This is a genomic window from Rhizobacter sp. Root1221 (assembly GCF_001425785.1).
Lineage (GTDB): Bacteria > Pseudomonadota > Gammaproteobacteria > Burkholderiales > Burkholderiaceae_C > Rhizobacter.
This window is the reverse complement of record NZ_LMDI01000010.1, coordinates 33,208-51,688: the sequence shown is the minus strand read 5'-3', so window position 1 is coordinate 51,688 and position 18,481 is coordinate 33,208. Positions and strand designations below refer to the sequence as shown.

Annotated in this window: 19 protein-coding genes; 8 read left to right on the top strand and 11 right to left on the bottom strand. The window is 69.7% G+C overall.

Annotated elements, in window-relative coordinates; genetic code table 11:
* Nucleotides 1–11 precede the first annotated feature (11 nt).
* Nucleotides 12–869: an isochorismatase family protein gene (locus ASC87_RS08715; RefSeq protein ID WP_056659653.1), complete on the bottom strand. Its 858-nt coding sequence runs from the start codon at nucleotides 867–869 to the stop codon at nucleotides 12–14.
* Between the two features lie 160 nt (nucleotides 870–1,029).
* Between ASC87_RS08715 and ASC87_RS08710 the strand changes: the two genes are divergently transcribed.
* Both ASC87_RS08710 and ASC87_RS08705 read left to right on the top strand, forming a co-directional pair.
* Entirely contained in the window at nucleotides 1,030–1,266 is a 237-nt protein-coding gene (locus tag ASC87_RS08710; protein WP_056659651.1) for a hypothetical protein, read from the top strand.
* 36 nt (nucleotides 1,267–1,302) lie between these two features.
* A complete protein-coding gene (locus tag ASC87_RS08705) occupies nucleotides 1,303–2,283 on the top strand; it encodes a CYTH domain-containing protein (protein ID WP_056659649.1) in 981 nt (326 codons plus the stop codon).
* On the opposite strand, the gene ASC87_RS08700 is transcribed toward ASC87_RS08705, so the two are convergent.
* The 6 genes from ASC87_RS08700 to ASC87_RS08675 all read right to left on the bottom strand — a co-directional run bounded on the left by ASC87_RS08700 (nucleotide 2,235) and on the right by ASC87_RS08675 (nucleotide 7,619).
* Entirely contained in the window at nucleotides 2,235–3,290 is a 1,056-nt protein-coding gene (locus ASC87_RS08700) for a trypsin-like peptidase domain-containing protein (RefSeq protein ID WP_056659647.1), read from the bottom strand. The genes ASC87_RS08705 and ASC87_RS08700 overlap by 49 nt on opposite strands.
* Before the next feature lie 5 nt (nucleotides 3,291–3,295).
* A complete protein-coding gene (locus ASC87_RS08695; RefSeq protein ID WP_056659645.1) occupies nucleotides 3,296–5,188 on the bottom strand; it encodes a bifunctional UDP-sugar hydrolase/5'-nucleotidase in 1,893 nt (630 codons plus the stop codon).
* A 10-nt stretch (nucleotides 5,189–5,198) separates the two neighbouring features.
* Entirely contained in the window at nucleotides 5,199–5,792 is a 594-nt protein-coding gene (locus ASC87_RS32705; protein WP_200954333.1) for a PEP-CTERM sorting domain-containing protein, read from the bottom strand.
* 67 nt (nucleotides 5,793–5,859) lie between these two features.
* Nucleotides 5,860–6,042 carry a hypothetical protein gene (locus tag ASC87_RS08685; protein WP_056659641.1) on the bottom strand — a complete coding sequence of 61 codons (183 nt, stop codon included), beginning with the start codon at nucleotides 6,040–6,042 and terminating at the stop codon, nucleotides 5,860–5,862.
* 76 nt (nucleotides 6,043–6,118) lie between these two features.
* Entirely contained in the window at nucleotides 6,119–7,141 is a 1,023-nt protein-coding gene (locus ASC87_RS08680; protein ID WP_056659639.1) for a transporter, read from the bottom strand.
* A gap of 73 nt (nucleotides 7,142–7,214) precedes the next feature.
* Nucleotides 7,215–7,619: a response regulator gene (locus ASC87_RS08675; protein WP_082568505.1), complete on the bottom strand. Its 405-nt coding sequence runs from the start codon at nucleotides 7,617–7,619 to the stop codon at nucleotides 7,215–7,217.
* A 186-nt stretch (nucleotides 7,620–7,805) separates the two neighbouring features.
* On the opposite strand from ASC87_RS08675, the gene ASC87_RS08670 reads away from it, so the two are divergent.
* The 4 genes from ASC87_RS08670 (at nucleotide 7,806) to ASC87_RS08655 (ending at nucleotide 12,366) form a co-directional block, all read left to right on the top strand.
* Complete coding sequence (locus ASC87_RS08670) at nucleotides 7,806–9,206, top strand: CHASE3 domain-containing protein (RefSeq protein WP_082568504.1); 1,401 nt, start codon at nucleotides 7,806–7,808, stop codon at nucleotides 9,204–9,206.
* Nucleotides 9,207–9,321: 115 nt separating this feature from the next.
* Nucleotides 9,322–10,104, top strand: coding sequence for a transporter substrate-binding domain-containing protein (locus ASC87_RS08665; RefSeq protein ID WP_235582115.1), 783 nt, complete (start codon nucleotides 9,322–9,324; stop codon nucleotides 10,102–10,104).
* On the top strand, nucleotides 10,104–10,757 hold the full coding sequence (locus ASC87_RS08660; RefSeq protein WP_056659633.1) for an amino acid ABC transporter permease: 654 nt from the start codon (nucleotides 10,104–10,106) through the stop codon (nucleotides 10,755–10,757). Before ASC87_RS08665 ends, ASC87_RS08660 begins: the two co-directional genes overlap by 1 nt.
* A gap of 286 nt (nucleotides 10,758–11,043) precedes the next feature.
* Complete coding sequence (locus tag ASC87_RS08655; protein WP_235582113.1) at nucleotides 11,044–12,366, top strand: ABC transporter substrate-binding protein; 1,323 nt, start codon at nucleotides 11,044–11,046, stop codon at nucleotides 12,364–12,366.
* A gap of 74 nt (nucleotides 12,367–12,440) precedes the next feature.
* On the opposite strand, the gene ASC87_RS08650 is transcribed toward ASC87_RS08655, so the two are convergent.
* Nucleotides 12,441–12,851 (bottom strand): VOC family protein, encoded by a 411-nt coding sequence (locus ASC87_RS08650; protein ID WP_056659630.1) that lies wholly within the window; start codon nucleotides 12,849–12,851, stop codon nucleotides 12,441–12,443.
* 129 nt (nucleotides 12,852–12,980) lie between these two features.
* Between ASC87_RS08650 and ASC87_RS08645 the strand changes: the two genes are divergently transcribed.
* Nucleotides 12,981–14,279 carry a solute carrier family 23 protein gene (locus ASC87_RS08645; protein ID WP_056659841.1) on the top strand — a complete coding sequence of 433 codons (1,299 nt, stop codon included), beginning with the start codon at nucleotides 12,981–12,983 and terminating at the stop codon, nucleotides 14,277–14,279.
* A 3-nt stretch (nucleotides 14,280–14,282) separates the two neighbouring features.
* Here ASC87_RS08645 and ASC87_RS08640 read toward each other — a convergent pair whose 3' ends face one another.
* The gene (locus ASC87_RS08640) at nucleotides 14,283–15,218 is read right to left on the bottom strand and encodes a DMT family transporter (RefSeq protein WP_056659628.1); all 936 of its coding nucleotides are present in this window, start codon (nucleotides 15,216–15,218) and stop codon (nucleotides 14,283–14,285) included.
* Between the two features lie 80 nt (nucleotides 15,219–15,298).
* Here ASC87_RS08640 and ASC87_RS08635 point away from each other — a divergent pair, with 80 nt between their 5' ends.
* Entirely contained in the window at nucleotides 15,299–16,474 is a 1,176-nt protein-coding gene (locus tag ASC87_RS08635) for a DUF805 domain-containing protein (RefSeq protein WP_056659626.1), read from the top strand.
* On the opposite strand, the gene ASC87_RS08630 is transcribed toward ASC87_RS08635, so the two are convergent.
* Both ASC87_RS08630 and adh read right to left on the bottom strand, forming a co-directional pair.
* Nucleotides 16,471–16,896, bottom strand: coding sequence for a DUF779 domain-containing protein (locus ASC87_RS08630; RefSeq protein ID WP_056659624.1), 426 nt, complete (start codon nucleotides 16,894–16,896; stop codon nucleotides 16,471–16,473). The two genes, ASC87_RS08635 and ASC87_RS08630, sit on opposite strands and share 4 nt — an antisense overlap.
* A 2-nt stretch (nucleotides 16,897–16,898) precedes the next feature.
* A complete protein-coding gene (adh, locus tag ASC87_RS08625) occupies nucleotides 16,899–18,419 on the bottom strand; it encodes an aldehyde dehydrogenase (RefSeq protein WP_056659622.1) in 1,521 nt (506 codons plus the stop codon).
* Nucleotides 18,420–18,481: the final 62 nt, after the last annotated feature.

Genomic DNA, 18,481 nt, shown 5'->3' with positions numbered 1-18,481 from the left:
AAGGGGTCCGTTCAGCGGTTGAGTTCGCGCAGCAGGTCGGTGGACGTGGTGAGCCGGGCGCCCCGTTCGGCCATGCCGCGCAGGAAGGTGTCCTGCTGCGCCGCAAAACCGGTCACCGCGCTCATGCAGTCGGTGAGCAATACCAGGCGTTCGGGGCGGCCGCCGGGCAGGTTGTCGGCCAGGTCCTCGACCGTGGCCTTGACGCAGTGGCTGCCGGCTTCGCCGGCCACCACCAGCACGTCGGCCGTGTCGAGCGCGGCGAGCAGCGCCTGGTTGAGTTGCGTGTGCGGGTCGGTGCGGTCGGGCACCTCGGCCTGCAAGGCGCTGTAGTGTTCGGTCCACAGGTTCGAGCCCTTGGCCACCTTGCGCACGACCTTCAGGCGGTCCACCTCCCAGGTGTTGTACGCGGCGCGCACGTCGGCGTGCACGCCGTGGCCCCAGGTGCCGATCTCGCAGTGCACCGGCCACACCATCAGCGTGTAGCGGCCGCGGGCCTCGAGCGCCTCGAGGTACGCCAGCGCCCGCTCCTCGGCCGCCGGGTCGCGCGGGCGGAAGGCGCCAGCGCGCACCTGACGGGCGGTGATCTGCGTGAACGGGGCCACGGGGCCACCCTCCCCCGTCTGCCAGAACGTGGGGTGGGCGATGTGCAGGCGGTTGTGGCTGTCGAGCGTGACGGTGATGTCGTCGAGTGCACCGGCCGCGCCGCGGATGAAGGCCGCCAGCCGGCCCATGTCGGCGTGGGCACCCGCCACGGGCAGCGCGGGGGCGATGGGCTCGCCGGTGAGCGGATCGGCCGGGCACCAGCCGACGGGCAGGTCGCAGAAGTCGTTCTGCGGGTCGATGATGAGCAACTGGGTCTGCGATCTCATGGGGCCTCCTGGGTGGATGCGCCTACTGTACATCAATAGATGCACAGTACAACTTGTCATCCCCCGCAAGAGGGGCAATGCCGGCGTGCACCGCCATCGCGGCACGGAACTCGCTTCCTGCCCGCGGGCCCCACCCCACCCGCGCCATGGAGGAGCCCCCATGCACCAATCCGACACGCCGGAGACCCTGCTCCTGTTGATGGAGGCGGAAGTCAGCGAGGTGTTGCCGAAGTTCGGCCTCGCGTTTTTCAGCGACGGCAAGACGCGCACCTGGGGCGCCACGCGCAGCACGCGGGGGCCGGACATCGGCGAACTGGCCGAAGGCCAGCGCGTGCGGCTCTACCTGCAGGAACGGGACGGTTTCTCGATCGTCCACCACTACGAACTGGTCACGTAGGTACAGTCGGGGCCCGAGTGCAGTGACCATGCCCCGATGACCGAGATCGAACTGAAATTCCAGGTGCCACCCGAGGCGCGGACGGCCGTGTCGCGGGCCGCCGCATCCGGACGGGCCGGGCAGACCCGGCTGCAGGCGGTGTACTTCGACACCCCCGACCGCCGCCTGGCGACTGCCGGCATCGCCGTGCGCCTGCGGCTGGAGGGCACGCAGTGGGTGCAGACGGCCAAGGCCGGCGACCCGCATGCGATGCAGCGCCACGAACACAACGTGCCCGTGGAGGGGGCGCCGGACGGCCCGCCGCCCGCCCTCGACCTCACCCGCCACGACCACACGCCTGCTGGCACGCTGATCGCCCGCGCGCTCGGTGGGGCCACGCTCGTGCCGCTGTACCGCACGGACATCCTGCGCACCCACCGCATCGTGCACGCCGGACGGGGCACCATCGAACTGGCACTGGACGTGGGCGAGATCGCCGCCGGCGATCTCCGCTGGCCAGTGCACGAACTGGAGATCGAGCTGGTGGATGGCGAGGTCGTGGCCGTGCTGGACGCCGCGGCCTGCTGGGTGCGCCGCCACGGGCTGTGGCTGGACGTGCGCTCGAAGGCCGAACGCGGGGACCGGCTTGCACGCCGGGTGACGCTGGGCGAACCGGTACCCGGCCGGATGTTCCCGGTCGGCGCCTCGGCGAAGGAGGTGGCCGCCACCGGCCTGGCGCACCTGCTGCCGAACGCGAGCGAGGTGGCTTCCGGCGAGTTCGCCGCCGGCCACCTGCACCAGCTGCGCCTGGCACTGCGGCGGCTGGCCGCCGCGTTGCGCACGGCGGACGCCGACCCGGCGTGGGTTGCGGCGCTCTCCACCACCTACCGGGCCACACGCGACACCACCCAGGCGGCAGCCGCGGTGCGGGCCCCGGCCTTCACCCAGGCGCTGCTCGCGCTGCAGGCGCTCGTGGTGCTGCCCGACGGTCAGGCGATCGACATGACCTGCAACGTGGACGACATCGCCCGCTCGTAGACCTCGTCGGACGCGGCCCGTGGTGCGGCGGGTGACGGCGAGTCCAACCAGGGCCGCAGCAGGGACACGGGCCACCACCCCGCCCCGTCCACCAGCCCGGCCAGGTGCCCGGAGGTGTCGAACAGCACGCCCCCGCGGGCGCCCGCGGGCACGTCGATGCCCAGGCGCCGCCGGGGCCGCGTGCCATCAAGCCCGCCGTCGAACCCGCCCACGAACCCAGCATGGAGCCAGGGCCACGCGGGCGCGCCATCGGCCCCATTGCTGTAGGTCACCGTGTAGCCGGCGCTACCGGCGAACGGGTCACGTGCCGCGACCGGCAGCGGCGCCACCGGCCCGAGGGGAGAGGTGAACCGCAGGCACGCGAGGCCCGCGGGGATGCGGCTGTCCTGCACCACCACCGCTTCGGCGAACCGCCCCAGGCCGTCGCGCACGCCAACACGTGGCGAACCCGCCTCGAGCGGCACCAGGGCCTGGTCCAGGCCGACCCGCACGCCGGTGCCCAGGATCCGGCCGTCCGGCGACGCCTCGGTGTACGGGGCCAGCCGGTGCGGGGCCTCGGCCAGCACCCCGCCGGCCACTGGCCACGCCGTGGCGAACTGGCGCACCGCCGCCGACACGACGGGGTCGGCCGGCCAACGGGTGCGGGTGTCATCCATCACCCGCTGCGCGGCGGCGCCCTGCCCGCCCAACCGCAACAGCCACGCATACAGCGCACCAGGTGCCGCGTCGTCGCGGTGGCCACCGGCCGTGTGGGCGCAGAACGCCAGTGCCCGGCGGTACTCGCCCCCCTGCATCCACGCGCGCACGAGCCCCATCTCGATGTTGGCCGCATGGTGCAGCGCGGCCGCCTGCTCGAAGGCCTGCAGGGCCGCCGCGGTGTCGCCCCGCGCCAGCGCCGCCTCTCCAACAGCGAGCGCGGCAGCCACTGCAGCGCCGACCTCCCGAGCGCCATGGGCACCCGCCAACGCAGGCGCCAGGAGGATCGCCAGCGCCGCGCGGCGATTCATGCCGCTCACGGCACCTGCACGATGCGCGGGCGCTTCAGCGACGCGTGTGCCGGGTCGTACGGCACATTCGGCGCCTTGTAGCCGCCGCTCAGGTACGCGATCAGCGCGTCGATGTCCTGCGCGCCCCCGAGCACCCCGGTGCCGCCAAGCAGCACCGTGAAGCCGTCGCCACCCGTGGCCATGAAGTTGTTCACCGTGACCCGGTACGTCTTCGCCGGGTTCAGCACCACGCCGGCACGCACCACCTCTTCCGCGACGCCGGTGCTGACCGGCGGATAGACGGTCACGTCGGTGGGGGTCAGTGTCAGGTCGATCACCTTGGCGCACGGCGCGGCGGACGCACGCCACGTGTACTTCACCCCGTTCGACACCTGCAGGATGCGCTGGCCGACCTGCCCGAGGCACCCGGCGAACTGCTGCTCGAGCAGGTCCTTGAGCTGCTGCGCGGTCAGCGTCATCGTCACGAGGCTGTTGCCGAACGGCTGCGTGGTGAACGCGTCACCGTACGTCAGCGCGTACGGGTAGGCCGCGCCGGTGAACCCCGGGCTGCGCACACCGCCCGGGTTCATGAACGCCGCCACCGCACCACCGAGCGAGGCCGGCTGCGTGGCCTGCAACTGCGCGTCGGCGATCAGGCTGCCGGCGGGCATCTCGCCGGCAGCGTTGGCGGTGTTGGGCAGCGGGGCCGCGATGGTGCCGATCACCTGGCCCGCCAGCGGCGACGCGAGGGCCGCGTACCCATCGACCAGGCGCTTGACCGTGGGGTCGGTCTCGACCGCCTGCACGAGGACCGGGTCGGTGCGGTCCACCAGCCGGTTCGTCGCGGCCACGGCCACCACGTTGCGGGTGGCGGGATCGATGGTCAGGTCGATGTCGGTCAGCACACGGCCGAACGCGCTGGCGCTCGTGACGGGCACCAGGCGGCCCGCCTTGTTGGGCAGGCCCGTGGGGCGCGGCGTGCGCGTGACCACGCCTGCGGCGCTGCGCACGTCCACCGTGCCGGCCGAGCAGTTGTAGGCCGCGTGGGTGTGGCCGCTGATGACCAGGTCCACCGCGTTGTCGAGGCGCGACACGATGTTCGCGATGTCGGACGGGCCGTTGGCGGTGGCGAGGTTGCCGTCGCAGCCGTTGATGTCGCCGACGTTCGGGCTCGTCTGGAAGCCCCCCTGGTGCACCAGCACCACGATCGACTCGATGCCCTGCGCCCGCAGCTTCGGCACCAGCGCGTTGACCGTGGCCGCTTCGTCGTCGAACACCAGCCCGGCCACGCCGGTGGGCGTGACGATCGACGGGGTGCCCTTCAGCGTCATGCCGATGAACGCCACCTTCACGCCGTTGAACGTCTTGATGCCGTACGGCGGCAGCAGCGTTCGGCCGGTGGCCGTCTCCACCACGTTCGCCGCCAGCCACTTGAACCGTGCGCCGTCGAACGTGCCCGGTGCGCCCGAGCCGAGGCCCTTGCAGCTGTTCGGATCGGGCAAGCCGTTCGTGAGCTTGCAGCCGCCGTTCTGCAGGCGGCGAAGTTCGCCGGACCCCTTGTCGAACTCGTGGTTGCCCACGGCGTTGAACTCGAGGCCGATGTGGTTCATGGCCTCGATGGCCGGTTCGTCGAAGAACAGCGCCGACACCAGCGGCGACGCACCGATGAAGTCACCGGCCCCCACCACGGCGTGGTTCGGGTTCTGCGCCTTCAGGCGGGCCACGGCGGCCGCGATGAACTCGGCACCGCCCACCGCCGGGCGCTGTGCGGCGGGGATCGTCGTGTTGATGCCGAAGGTGCCCGGGGATTGCAGGTTGCCGTGGAAGTCGTTGAAACCGATCACCTTGACGGTGAACGGGGCGGCGGCGGCCGACGCCAGCGCGGTGGCCAGGGCGGATGCAAGGACGAGTCGTTTCATGGGGCGCTCCTCAACCGCGGCGGCGCACGGCGCCGGCCACGAGTCCGAGACCCAGCAGCATCGCCGCCAGCGTGGCCGGCTCCGGCACCGGGGCCATGGTCAGGTTCAGCGCACCGGCCGTGGCGTTCAGCGGCAGGCCGTCGAACAGCAGCGATTGCGCCAGCGACCCGGTGATCAGGTAGGAACCGGCACCGAGCGCGAACGTGCTGCTGCTGAAGTTCGCGCGGTCGGCGAACGCGGCGGCGTAGTCGAGGCCGCGGTCCACCGCGGTGTCGAAGCGGGTGACCGGCACGGTGGACGTGAGGCCCAGCAGCGAGCCCTGGTTGCGGATGGAAAACGTGTCGCCCGAGAAGCCGGCGTCGACCACGCTCAGGTACCCCGTGAAACCGGCGGCCACGGTGAACGCGAACGACAGCGGGGATCCGAAGCCGGGCGAAAGCGAATTCGCGTTGTCGACCCACTCGACCCCCTGCGACACCGCATCGAGGTCGTTGACATTGAAACCCACCCACTGCCCATCGGCGGCGAGCGAAACGGTGGTGGCCCCCGCGGGGGCCACGGTGGCGGCCAGCACGGCCCACAGGATCCAGGCACTTCTTTTCACGGTGATCTCCCAGGAGGAACAATCCCGTGACTCTCGTCACGCCGCGTGACGCGGCTGTGAATGTCGTTCAGATCGCGCAACCCACCGAACGCAACGCACGGCGCAGCAGCGACGAGCGGGTGGGCAGCACGGTGGGCTGGCCGGCGCCGAAACGCCCCATCTGCTTCGAGGCCGCGGCGAGGCGGTGGTACGTGGCGCTGCGCAGCGGGCGCCGGGCCGGGGTGGTCAGCGTGAGGGAAACGGGGTGCATCGCACTCTCCTGGAAACGAGCGTGCGGCGATGGTGGAAGCAAGGTGTGTCAGCGTGATGAAACGCGGCTCAGCCCTTCAGTCGTCCCGGCTCTTCCGGAAGGCAAACCACCCCAACACGCCGGTCAGCGCGGCCACCAGCCCCACGATGACCCAGAACCCGTGGGCGTGGTCGGCCAGCGGGATGCCGCCCACGTTCATGCCCAACAGGCCCGCCACCATGTTGATGGGCAGCGCCAGCACGGTCACGATCGTCAGCACGAAGAGGCTGCGGTTGTTCTGCTCGTTGACCTGCCCCGCCACCTCTTCCTGGAGCAGCTTGATGCGCTCCTGCAGCGCCGACATGTCGCGCAGCACCACCGAAAACTCCTCGGTGGCCTGGCGCAGTTCCTGGGCATCGCGCTCGGCCATCCACGCCGGCGGGTGCTGCAACAGGCGGAACAGCGATGCGGGTTCGGGCGCCAGCAGCCGCTGCAAGCGCACGAGCAGCCGGCGCAACGCACCGAGCTTGGCACGCTTGGTGTCGAGCGTGCCGGCGAGCAGTTGGTCCTCGATGCGGTCGATGCGGGCGGTGACGTTGCGCACGATCTCGACGAGCACGTCCGCCTGGTCGCGCATCAGGTGTTCGAGCAGTTCGACGGTGGACCGGAAGGCCGCCCCGCCGCGCACGGCCTCCCGCAGCTTGTCCACCGACCGCAGCGGCTGGCGGCGGGCGGTCACCATCAGGCGGTGGTCCACGCTGACCCACAGCGTGGACAGGTCGGACGGCTCGAACGAGAAGTCGAAGTGCACGTCGTTGATGACGGCGATCAGCGCATCGTCGGCCCGTTCGATGCGGGTGGACCGGGTGTCGTCCTTCAGCGTCTCGAAAAACGCGTCGGGCAGGCCACCGCGTTCGACCAGCCACCGCTCCGCCGCGTTGTGGGACAGGTTGAAATGCAGCCACACGAAGGCGGCGCCGTCCGGGCCGTCGGCACCGGCCCGGGCCCACCCGGCCCCACGTTCGGCATCGATGGGTGACGCGGCTTCACCCTCGCGGAACAGGTAGCCGCAGATCAGGCCGGTGTCATCGGCCCCGTAGGCCGGCGCGCCAACGTCCATGGAAAATCCTCGTCAACAGGGAACGGGCGTGAGGGTAACCGAGTCCGCCCCCACGCCGGTGACAGCGTGCCGCTCAGCTGGCGCCCCGGGCCCGGGCCTCGGCGAGCCAGGTGCCGAGCGACGCCGCCAGCGCGGTGGCGTCCATCGGTTTGGTCAGGTGGCGGTCGAAGCCGGCCGCAAGCGCGCGCCGGCGGTCTTCGTCCTGGCCCCAGCCGGTGGCGGCGATCAGCAGCATGCCTCGGCCCCACGGGGCTTCGCGGATGCGGCGCGCCACCTCGTACCCGGTGGCGCCGGGCATGCCGATGTCGAGGATGGCGATCTGCGGGCGCACCCGTTCGGCCGACGCCAGCGCAGCGTCGCCGTCGAGCGCGATCACGACCTGGTGCCCCTCGAATTCGAGCAGCATGGCCAGGCTCTCGGCCGCGTCTTCGCTGTCGTCGGCGACAAGGATGCTGAATCCCGGTGAAACCGCTTCCATCTACACTTTCCGGGCACGCCCGTTGCATTGCGCCGGCCGCCCGGCTCCCGTCCCCATTGTCGGGCAGCGCGGGCCGGGTGAAGATGGCAGGACCGCGGCAAGTGTGATGGATGCCCCGCATCGCGCCCGCTCGGTGCGACGCGCACTGACGCGAATAGACTCGATGGCATCACAGGGGGGAAAACGATGTTCAGGACAACCGCAGAGCGGTGGTTGCGAAAGCGGTTCACGTTCCCGGCGCTTGTGCTGGCGGCCGCCGGCCTGCTCGTGCTGAGTGAACTCACGTACGTGCAGACCAGCGCCACGTTGCGCGGTGGCATTGCGTGGACGGAGGCCCGCATGGCCACCGCGCGCCTGATGCAGCTGATGACCGACGTCGAGTCCGCGTCGCGCGGCTACCTGCTCACCGGCAACCCCGACGACCTCGCGCCGTACGACACGGCCCTCGCCGAACTGCCCGGCGCGCGCCACGCCGTCGACGAGGTGCTCGAACAGGCGGGCGCAGAAGGCCGCGACACCGCCCGCCGGCTGGCCGCCGCGACCGCAGAGGCCCTGGCCGAGACCGAGCAGGCGTTGGCGCTGGCCCAGGCCGGCCAGCACGAGGCGGCCGTGGCGCTGATGCGCACTGGCGACACCCGCCGGAAGATGGCCGCGTTGCGCAACGAGCTGAACCAGGAACTGCAGCGCACGGCGCGTTCGCAGGCCACGTCCCGCGTGACCCTGTTCGACGCGCTGCTGGTCAACCGGCTGGGCGTGGGGGCCCTGGCGGTGCTGAGCGTGCTCGGCCTGTTCGTGTTCATGCGCCAGCTGTTCCAGCAGGACCGGGAACGCAACCAGCAGCAGGCCGACCTGGCCCGTGAGCGGGTGCGGCTCGAGGACGAGGTGCGCCACCGAACCGCTGACTTGCGCGAGCTCGCCACCCACCTGCAGACGGCCCGCGAGGACGAACGCGCCCACCTCGCCCGCGAACTGCACGATGAACTGGGCGGCCTGCTCACCGCGATCAAGCTCGACGTGGCGCGCATGCGCAACAAGCTCGCCGACCAGCCCGACCTGATCGCCCGCCTGGAGCACCTGAACCGCAACCTGAACGAAGGCATCGCGTTCAAGCGGCGGATCATCGAGGACCTGCGTCCGTCCGCGCTGGCCAACCTCGGGCTGACCGTGTCGCTGCAGGCGCTGTGCAACGACATGAGCGTGCGGCTCGAGGTGCCGGTGGAGGCGCGGCTGGCCGAGGTGCGGCTGAGCCCGAAGGCTGACCTCGCCGTGTACCGGTTCGTGCAGGAGGCGTTGACCAACATCGGCAAGTACGCGGGCGCCAGCCGCGTGACGGTGACGCTGCAACCCTCGGGTGAGCGCGCCATCGTCGAGGTGCGCGACGACGGCAAGGGGTTCGACGCCGCCGTGGCGCGGCCGGGCCACCACGGCCTGGCGGGCATGCGCTTTCGCGCCGAGTCGCTCGGCGGGCGCGTGACGGTGGACACGGCGCCGGGCCGCGGCACGGTGCTGCGCGCGGAACTGCCCCAGGCGCCCGCACCACGCCCGGACCTGGAGCCGGCCACGGCGGAGGCGCGCTCGGAAGATTGATCACCACGCGATCCTCGCCCACCGCATAACCATCCTCGCCCGCACGGGTGGCGGACAGTGGCACCATTCCCGTTTGACGACATCTGGAGGAGATGCAATGCGCTCATGCGTTTCGATGGCCCGGCGGGTGTCCGCCACCCTGACCCTCGCGCTGGCGGCCGGCGCCGTCCACGCGGCCGACCTGCTCGACGAGGTGCGCCAGCGCGGCACGCTGCGCGTCGCGGTCGAAGGGACCTACCCCCCCTTCAACTACAAGGACGACGCCGGCAAACTCACCGGCTTCGACGTGGAGATCGCCGAGGCGCTGGCCGGCAAGCTGGGCGTGAAGGCCACGTTTTCCACGACCGAGTGGAGCGCCATCCTGGCCGGACTGCAGGCGGGCAAGTACGACGTGATCGTCAACCAGGTGGCCGCCACCGACAAGCGCCGCGAGGCCTTCGACTTCAGCGACCCGTACGTGGTGTCGAGCGCCCAGCTGATCGTGCGGGCGAACGAGACCCGCCCGCTGGCCACACCGGCCGACCTGAAGGGCAAGAAGATCGGCGTGGGCCAGGGCAGCAACTATGCGGAACTTGCCAAGGGCATCGCCGGTGCCGAGGTCAAGGTGTATCCGGGTGCCCCCGAGTACCTGCAGGACCTGGCCTCCGGCCGCCTCGACGTGGCCCTCAACGACAGCCTGCTGATCCCGTACCTCGCGCAGAAGACGAAGCTGCCCGTGAAGGCTGGCGCGCCCATCGGTCCCACCGAAAGCAACGCCATCCCGTTCCGCAAGGGCAACCCGAAGTTCAAGGCCGCGATCGACAAGGCGCTGGCCGACCTGAAGGCCGACGGCAGCTTCCAGAAGATTTCCACCAAGTGGTTCGGCCGTGACGTGAGCAAGCCGCCGGTTGCCCCCTGATGGACCTCGCCGCGCTCCTGCAGCTCGCAGCGCCGGTGCTGCTGCGTGCCACGCTGCTGACCCTCGGCTTTGCGGTGGCGGCCATGGTGCTGGGCCTCGCGCTTGGCGCGCTGATCGCCCTGGTGCGCGTGCTCGAGGTGCCCGGGCTGCAGTGGCTCATGCGAGGTTACGTGAGCCTCTTCCGCGGCACGCCGCTGCTCGTGCAGGTGTTTGTCATCTACTACGGGCTGCCGAGCGTGGGCATCGAGTTCTCGCCCCTCGTGGCGGGCGTGCTCGCGCTCACGCTCAACGTGGGTGCGTACCTGTCCGAGAGCCTGCGCGGGGCGATGGTGGGCATCGGGCAGGGCCAGTGGATGGCCGGCGCGAGCCTGGGCCTCACCCGCGTGCAGACACTGAGGCACGTGGTGGCGCCGCAGGCCCTGCGCATGGCCGTGCCCAGCCTGTCCAACAGCCTGATCGGCCTCATCAAGGACACGTCGCTGATCTCCGTGATCGCCGTGACGGAGCTGATGCTCGCGACGAAGGAACTGATCTCCACCACCTTCCAGCCGTTCCCGCTGTACCTCGCGGCCGCCGGCATCTACTGGGTGCTCAGCCTGTCGTTCGAGCAAGTACAGCGGTGGATGGAGAAGCGGCTGGCGTTTCCGCACTGAGCCGCCCGCAGGTCCAGCCACACGCGAGGCCACACGCCAGACCGCAGACAACGGCGGTCGGCCCGCGCTCGCCGGTGCGCAGGAACTGAATCACACCGATCTGCCGGATGGCGATCAAGATTCACAAACACGCCCATAGAGACATCGCAACGCGGCGTCGGGTCATTCCTCGCAGAATTCGCGGCGAGCAGCATTCTGCTCATCCACAAGCAGTGCGCGTCGCGCTCTCGGCGCATCGGGCCGACGCCACTTGTGTCGATTGACGAGACCCCACCTGGCCATGCGCGTGAACACTCCCCTTCGGTGCCAAAGCACCCTGATCGATGAACCGTCCACCCACGTCAAGACGCACACCGGTGTGCCTCGGCGTCAACTGCTCCAGGGAGCGGCTGCGTTCGTTGCTGGCGCCGCCACGCCGCTGTTGTGGGCGGCGAACCCGCTGAAGATCGGGTACGTGTCGCCGCAGAGCGGCCCACTCGCGTCCTTCGGCGAGGCCGACAAGTGGGTGATCGTGCAGATGCGCAAGGCGCTGGCCGGCGGCCTGATGGTCGGCGGCCAGCGCCACGCCGTCGAGATCGTGCTGAAGGACAGCGAGTCCAAGCCCGCGCGCGCCAGCGAAGTGGCACTTGAGTTGATCGCCCGCGATCGCGTCACCCTGGTGTTGACGGCCGGTACCACGGAGACCGCAGGCCCGGTGAGCCAGGCTTGCGAGGCCGCAGGCGTACCGTGCATATCGAGCATCGCGCCATGGCAGGCCCTGTTGTCCAGCCGCAAGGGCGACCCTGCAAAGGGCTTCGACTGGACCTATCACATGTTCTGGGGCATGGAAGACCTGTTTGCCAGTTTCATCTTTGGCTGGCTCAACGCCCCCACCAACCGACGCGTCGGCGGACTGTTCCCGGATGACGGTGTCGGCCGCGCCTGGAGTGACAAGCGGAACGGCTTTCCCCAGCCCCTGGCCGGTGTCGGGTTCACGCTCACCAACCCCGGCCCCTATGCCAACGGCACCCTGGAGTTCAACGCACAGATTGCCGCCATGAAGCGCGATGCGTGCGACATCGTCACCGGCGTGATGCTCCCATCCGACGCGCACACGTTCCTGACGCAGGCACGCCAACAGCGTTTCAAGCCCAAGATCGTCTCGCTGGGCAAAGCCCTGCTGCTCCCGGCCACGCTCGAAGAGCTGGGTGACCTGGGAGACGGCCTGAGCACCGAGGTGTGGTGGAGCCCATCGCATCCCTTCGCGTCCAGTTTGACAGGCCAGACTGCACGCGACTTGACGAGTGCCTACGAAGCCGACACGCAACGCCAATGGACGCAGCCGATCGGCTTCGCCCATGCCCTGTTCGAGGTCGCCGTGGATGCGCTCAAACGCACGCGCAGCACGGCGCCCGCCCATGTGCGGGACGCGGTGGCCGCCACGCGGATGGACAGCATCGTGGGGCCGGTGCAGTGGAACGGCACGGGACGTTCGCGCAACATCAGCCGCACGCCGCTGGTGCTGGGTCAATGGGTCAAAGGCAAGCGGAATCGGTACGACTTGCGCATCGTCTGCAACGTCGCTCACCAGAAGATTCCCGTCGACGGGCAGTTGCGCCTGCTGGCCTGACATCACCCGGGTCAACAGGCGAGCGAGCGAAGCGGGCTCTCCTGTTGCTCGCCCCTCTCGCCTGGATGAAGAACTCAAGCCTGCGGCGCGATCGCCTTGGGGTCCATCCACATGACTTCCCAGAGGTGGCCATCGAGGTCCTGGTACCCATGCTGGTACATGAACCCGTGGTCCTTCGCCGGGTTGGGCAACGTGGCGCCGCCCGCCACGGCGTTGGCGATCATCTCGTCCACCTTCTCGCGGCTTTCAGCCGACACGCAGATCAGCACCTCGGTGGTCTTCGTGGCATCGGCAATGGCCTTCGGGGTGAAGGTCTGGAAGAACTTCTCCACGAGCAGCATCACGAAGTTGTCTTCGCCCAGCACCATGCAGGTGGCGTTTTCGTCGGTGAACTGGGGGTTGAAGGTGTAGCCGAGCCGGGTGAAAAACGCGACCGAACGCTTCAAGTCCTTGACGGGCAGGTTGACGAACAGCTTGGTGGCCATGTGAGCTCCTGAGGGTTGAGGAAGGAATTGTGTACAACGTCCACAAACCATAGCAGAGGATTTGGACGGTGTCCACATGTGGGTTTTCCCGAAGCCCGAGTCATCGCACAATCCGGCACCGCCCGCCACATGAGCCCCTTTGCCATGCGCAACTTCTTTCCCCGCTGGACGTTGAAGACCACGGGCGACGTCGCCCCCGACGAACGCCTGCCCTGGCCCCAGACCACCGTGATGGGCATCCAGCACGTGGTGGCCATGTTCGGCTCCACGGCGCTCGCGCCCATCCTGATGGGCTTCGACCCGAACACGTCGGTGTTCTTCTCGGGCATCGGCACGCTGATCTTTTTCGTGCTCACCGCGGGGCGCCTGCCCAGCTACCTCGGGTCGAGCTTCGCGTTCATCGCGGTGGTGATCGCGGCCACCGGCTATGCCGGCAGCGGGCCCAACCCGAACATCGGCATCGCGCTCGGCGGCATCATCGCGGCGGGCGTGGCCTACGTGCTCATCGGTGCGTTGGTGCAGGGGTTCGGCACCGCGTGGATCGAACGCCTGATGCCGCCGGTGGTGACCGGCGCGATCGTCGCGGCCATCGGCCTCAACCTCGCGCCCGTGGCCGTGAAGAACCTGTCGGCGTCGTCGTTCGACGCCGTCACCGGCCTCGCCACCGCGCTGGCCGTGGGCCTCGTGGCCGTCAACGGGCGCGGCGCGATCGGGCGCCTGCCCATCCTGATCGGCGCACTCACCGGCTACGTCGTGTACTTCCTCGGTGCCAACGTGTTCGGCTGGGGCAAACCCATCGACTTCACCGGCATCGGCCAGGCCGCGTGGTTCGGCTGGCCGCACTTCACGGCGCCGGTGTTCTCGGCGTCCGCGATGGCGCTGATCGCGCCCATCGCGGTGATCCTCGTGGCCGAGAACCTGGGCCACGTGAAGGCCCTCGCCGCGATGACCGGCCGGGATTTCGACCCGTTGATGGGCCGCGCGTTCATGGCCGACGGGGTGGCCACCATCGTGTCGGGCCTGGGCGGTGGCACGGGGGTCACCACGTATGCCGAGAACATGGGCGTGATGGCCGTGACGCGCATCTACTCGACGCTGGTGTTCGTGGTGGCCGCGGGCGTGGCCTTGCTGCTCGGCTTCTCGCCCAAGTTCGGCGCGTTGATCCTCACGCTGCCGGTGCCGGTGATCGGCGGCCTCGCGCTCGTGGTGTTCGGACTCATCGCGGCCACCGGCGGGCGCATCTGGGTGCTCAACCGCGTGGACTTCTCGCGCCCGCGCAACCTGATCGTGGCCGGCGTGGCCCTCACTGCCGGGGCCGGCGACCTGACCCTGCGCCTGGGCAGCTTCACGCTCGGGGGCATCGGCACCGCCACGTTTGGCGCCATCCTGCTGTACCAGGTGTTGCGGGAACGCGCCGCAGAAGCCTGACGGTCAGTGTGCGGGCTCGTCCACGGCATGCAGCCGCACCGTCCACGCCACCCCCACCGACAGCAGCACCATGGCCGCCCATTCGAGCGGCCGCGGCGCGGCCTTCGCCTGGACGAACCCGTACCCGAGCGCAAACAGCGTCTCGAACACGATCAGCTGACCCGACAAGGTGACCGGCACGAGCCGGCACGCGATGTTCCACAGGTGGTTGCCCACGAGTGACGCCCCCACCGCGAGGAACAGGCACACCGCCCAGAACATACCCCAGTCGCGGTCGGGCGAGGCGGCCGGCAGGCTGCCGCCGAAGGCCCACCACACGGCGGCACACACCGACACGATCACGCCGCTGGCAAGGCCGTAGAGGCCCGACCACTCGCGGCTCGAGAACTTGTGCACCCGCTTCAGGTAACGCGTGTTGTCGAGCGCGTACCAGGTCCAGCAGACGAGGCCGCCCACCGCACAGGCCAGGCCGATGGCCTTGTCCAGGACCGAGCCGGTGGCCTCGGCCGCGTGCAGGAAGAGGTCGGCGTTGATGCAGGCGATGCCGGCAGCCACCACGAGCAGCGGCCACACGAGGACACGCAGCGGCACGGCCCCCTGGTCACGCCGGCCCGCCAGTGTCACGCTGAGCGGCAGCACACCGATGATGAGGGACGTGAGCGTGACCCCCGCCAATTGCACGCCGTATCCCAGCATCACGTAGTACAGCGCGTTGCCGGCCACGCCGTGGCGGAACATCGCGGCGAGGTCGGCGCGGTCGACCTTGCGCCAGGTGCTGCGCAACGTGGGCACCAGCGCCACGAACGCCACCAGGGCGTACGCGAGGTAGCGCCCGAACGTGAGTTCCCACGGCGAAAACGCCGACAGGTATTTCGGTGCGATGAACACCGTTCCCCAGAATGCACCGGCCAGCACGCCGCACAAGACGCCCCAAGTCATCGGGGCATTATCAACGGCCGCGCTAACATTCCGCCCGGCAGGCGCGCAACGGCGCACAACGGACGGGAAGGAAGCAGGTGATGGAGAAAGCGGGGCAGGTGCAGCTCGTGTTTCGCGGCGAGGTGCTCGACGGGTTCCGCGTGGACGACGTGAAGCGCGCCCTGGGCCCGCCGCTCAAGCTCGATGACGCGGCGGTGGCGCGGCTGTTCGCTGCCGCCCGCACCGTGATCAAGCGGGGCATCGACAGCGCGGAGGCCCAGCGCTACGTGGCCACGTTCGCCTCGCTCGGGGCCCGCCTGCACGTCGAGGCCCTCGCGCCCGCACCCGTGTCCGCACCCATCGCAGCGCCCCTCGTGCCGCCAGCGGAGGAAATCGTCTGCCCCAACTGCGGCGAGCGCCAGTCGAAACGCATCCTGTGCCGCAGCTGCAGCACCGACATGCCGATGGGCATCGCCGCGAAGCTCGAAGCCGAGGCGCAAGCCCGCGCAGCGCGGCTCGCGGCCAGCCGTGCGGCCCGCGGCCTCGCGCCCGATGGCCGGTCGCAAGGCGCGATGGCCGATGCACCGCCCATGTGGGGCTTCGGTTTCTCGGGCCGTATGGGCCGCCTGGTGGGCGCGTCCGCCGGCGTGTTGATCCTGCTGGCGATGTACCTGCTGGCCGTCTACGTGGCCCACCGGCCGGACAGCCGCTGGATCGCCGGCGCCGTGGGCATGCTCGTGCTGATGGTGCTGTCCATCCGCCACAGCGTGCTGCGTTTCCACGACCTGAACATCACCGGCTGGGCCACCGTGGTGCTCGTCGTGCCGGTGCTCAACGCGGTCGCGGGCCTCGTGCTGCTGCTGATGCCCGGCACCAACGGCGACAACCACCACGGTGAACGTCCCCGCGAGGGCGACTGGTACCTGCTGCTCGGCGCCATCGGTGCGCTGGCCCTGGCGATGTACCACACCCTTCCCGGCATGATGACCGACCTGGCGCAGGCCCGGGGCAACACGTCCGGGCAGGTCGAGGCGGGTGGCGGCGGGCAGGTCACCGCCGTCGTGCGCACCCTCCCCGCCGGCGCCCAGGCCGACCTCCATGGGGCCTACGCCAGCCAGCCCGGATTCAAGGCCTTCGCGGTGTCCACCGGCGCCTGGGGATGGGCCTACGGCGCCCCGTCGATGGAGCAGGCCGTCGTTCGTGCGCTGATGCAATGCGAATCACGCCGCACCCCGGCCATGCCGGAGTGCGACGTGATCGATCAGCAGGCGCCCTAGGAACTGCCGCGGGCCGAGTTGCCCGGCGCCACCCGCCCGGCCTGTTCCAGCCACGCCCACTCGGTGTCGGTGAACAGGCGCGACCGTGTCAGGAACCGCAGGCCTTCCGGGCCTTCCAGCGAGAACATGCCCCCCCGGCCAGGCACCACGTCGATGATCAGCTGCGTGTGCTGCCAGTACTCGAACTGCGGGCCGCTGATGTAGAACGGCGCCCCGCCGATGTGCCCCAGCAGGCGATCGCGGTCGCCCACGATGAAGTCGCCCGCGGGGTAGCACATGGGCGCGCTGCCATCGCAGCAGCCCCCGGACTGGTGGAACATGACCGGCCCGTGCTTGACGGCCATGCGTTCGATCAGGGCCAGCGCCGCGGGCGTGGCCGTGACCTGCAGCACGGTGTTGTCGTCGACGGTGCCGGCGGCCATGCTCAGAAGAACCCGAGCGGGCTGTCGCTGTAGCTCACGAGCAGGTTTTTCGTCTGCTGGTAGTGGTCGAGCATCATCTTGTGGTTCTCACGCCCGATGCCCGAGTTCTTGTACCCGCCGAACGCCGCGTGGGCCGGGTACAGGTGGTAGCAGTTGGTCCACACCCGCCCCGCCTGGATGTTGCGGCCCATGCGGAACGCGGTGTTCATGTCGCGGCTCCACACCCCGGCGCCCAGGCCGTACAGCGTGTCGTTGGCGATCGCGAGGGCTTCCTCCTCGTTCTTGAACGTGGTCACCGACAGCACCGGACCGAAGATCTCTTCCTGGAAGATGCGCATCTTGTTGTGGCCCTCGAACACCGTGGGCTGCACGTAGTAGCCGCCTTCCAGTTCCCCCGGGTGCCGCTGCTGTGCGCCGCCGATGAGGCACTTCGCACCTTCTTGCCTGCCGATGTCCAGGTACGACAGGATCTTCTCGAGCTGTTCGGTGGACGCCTGCGCGCCGATCATCGTGTCGGACTCCAGCGGGTTGCCCTGCTTCACCGCGGCCACGCGCTTGAGCGCCTTTTCCATGAACCGCTCGTAGATCGACTCCTGCACCAGCGCGCGCGACGGGCACGTGCACACCTCGCCCTGGTTCAGCGCGAACATCGTGAACCCCTCGAGCGCCTTGTCGAGGAACGCGTCGTCCTTCGCCATCACGTCCTCGAAGAACACGTTCGGCGACTTGCCGCCAAGTTCCAGCGTCACGGGGATGATGTTCTGGCTCGCGTACTGCATGATCAGCCGGCCGGTGGTGGTCTCGCCGGTGAACGCGATCTTCGCGATGCGGTTGCTCGACGCCAGCGGCTTGCCCGCTTCCACGCCGAACCCGTTCACCACGTTCAGCACGCCGGGTGGCAACAGGTCACCCACCAGTTCCAGCAGCACGAGGATCGAGGCCGGTGTCTGCTCCGCCGGCTTGAGCACCACGCAGTTGCCCGCGGCCAGCGCGGGCGCGAGTTTCCACACCGCCATCAGGATCGGGAAGTTCCACGGGATGATCTGCCCCACCACCCCGAGCGGTTCGTGGAAGTGGTACGCGAACGTGGTGCTGTCGATCTCGCTGATGCCCCCTTCCTGCGACCGCACGCACGACGCGAAGTAGCGGAAGTGGTCGATGGCCAGCGGGAGGTCGGCGGCCATCGTCTCGCGGATGGGTTTGCCGTTGTCCCACGTCTCGGCGGTGGCCAGCATCGCGAGGTTCTGTTCCATGCGGTCGGCGATGCGCATCAGCACCTGGGCGCGCTCGGCCGGCGAGGTCTTGCCCCAGGCCACCTTCGCGGCGTGCGCCGCATCGAGCGCGCGTTCGATGTCTTCCGCGGTGGACCGCGGGATCTCGCAGAACACCTTGCCGGTGATGGGCGTGACGTTCTCGAAGTACTGTCCGCCCGACGGGGCCACCCACTGCCCGCCGATGTAGTTGGCGTAACGCTTCTTGAAGGGCACGGCGAGGCCGAACTTTCCGGGTTCCAACATGTCCATGTGTCTCTCCAGGGTTTGCGTGAGAAGGCCGCACACGCGGCCCTCCTAGGGGCCTGCGCGGC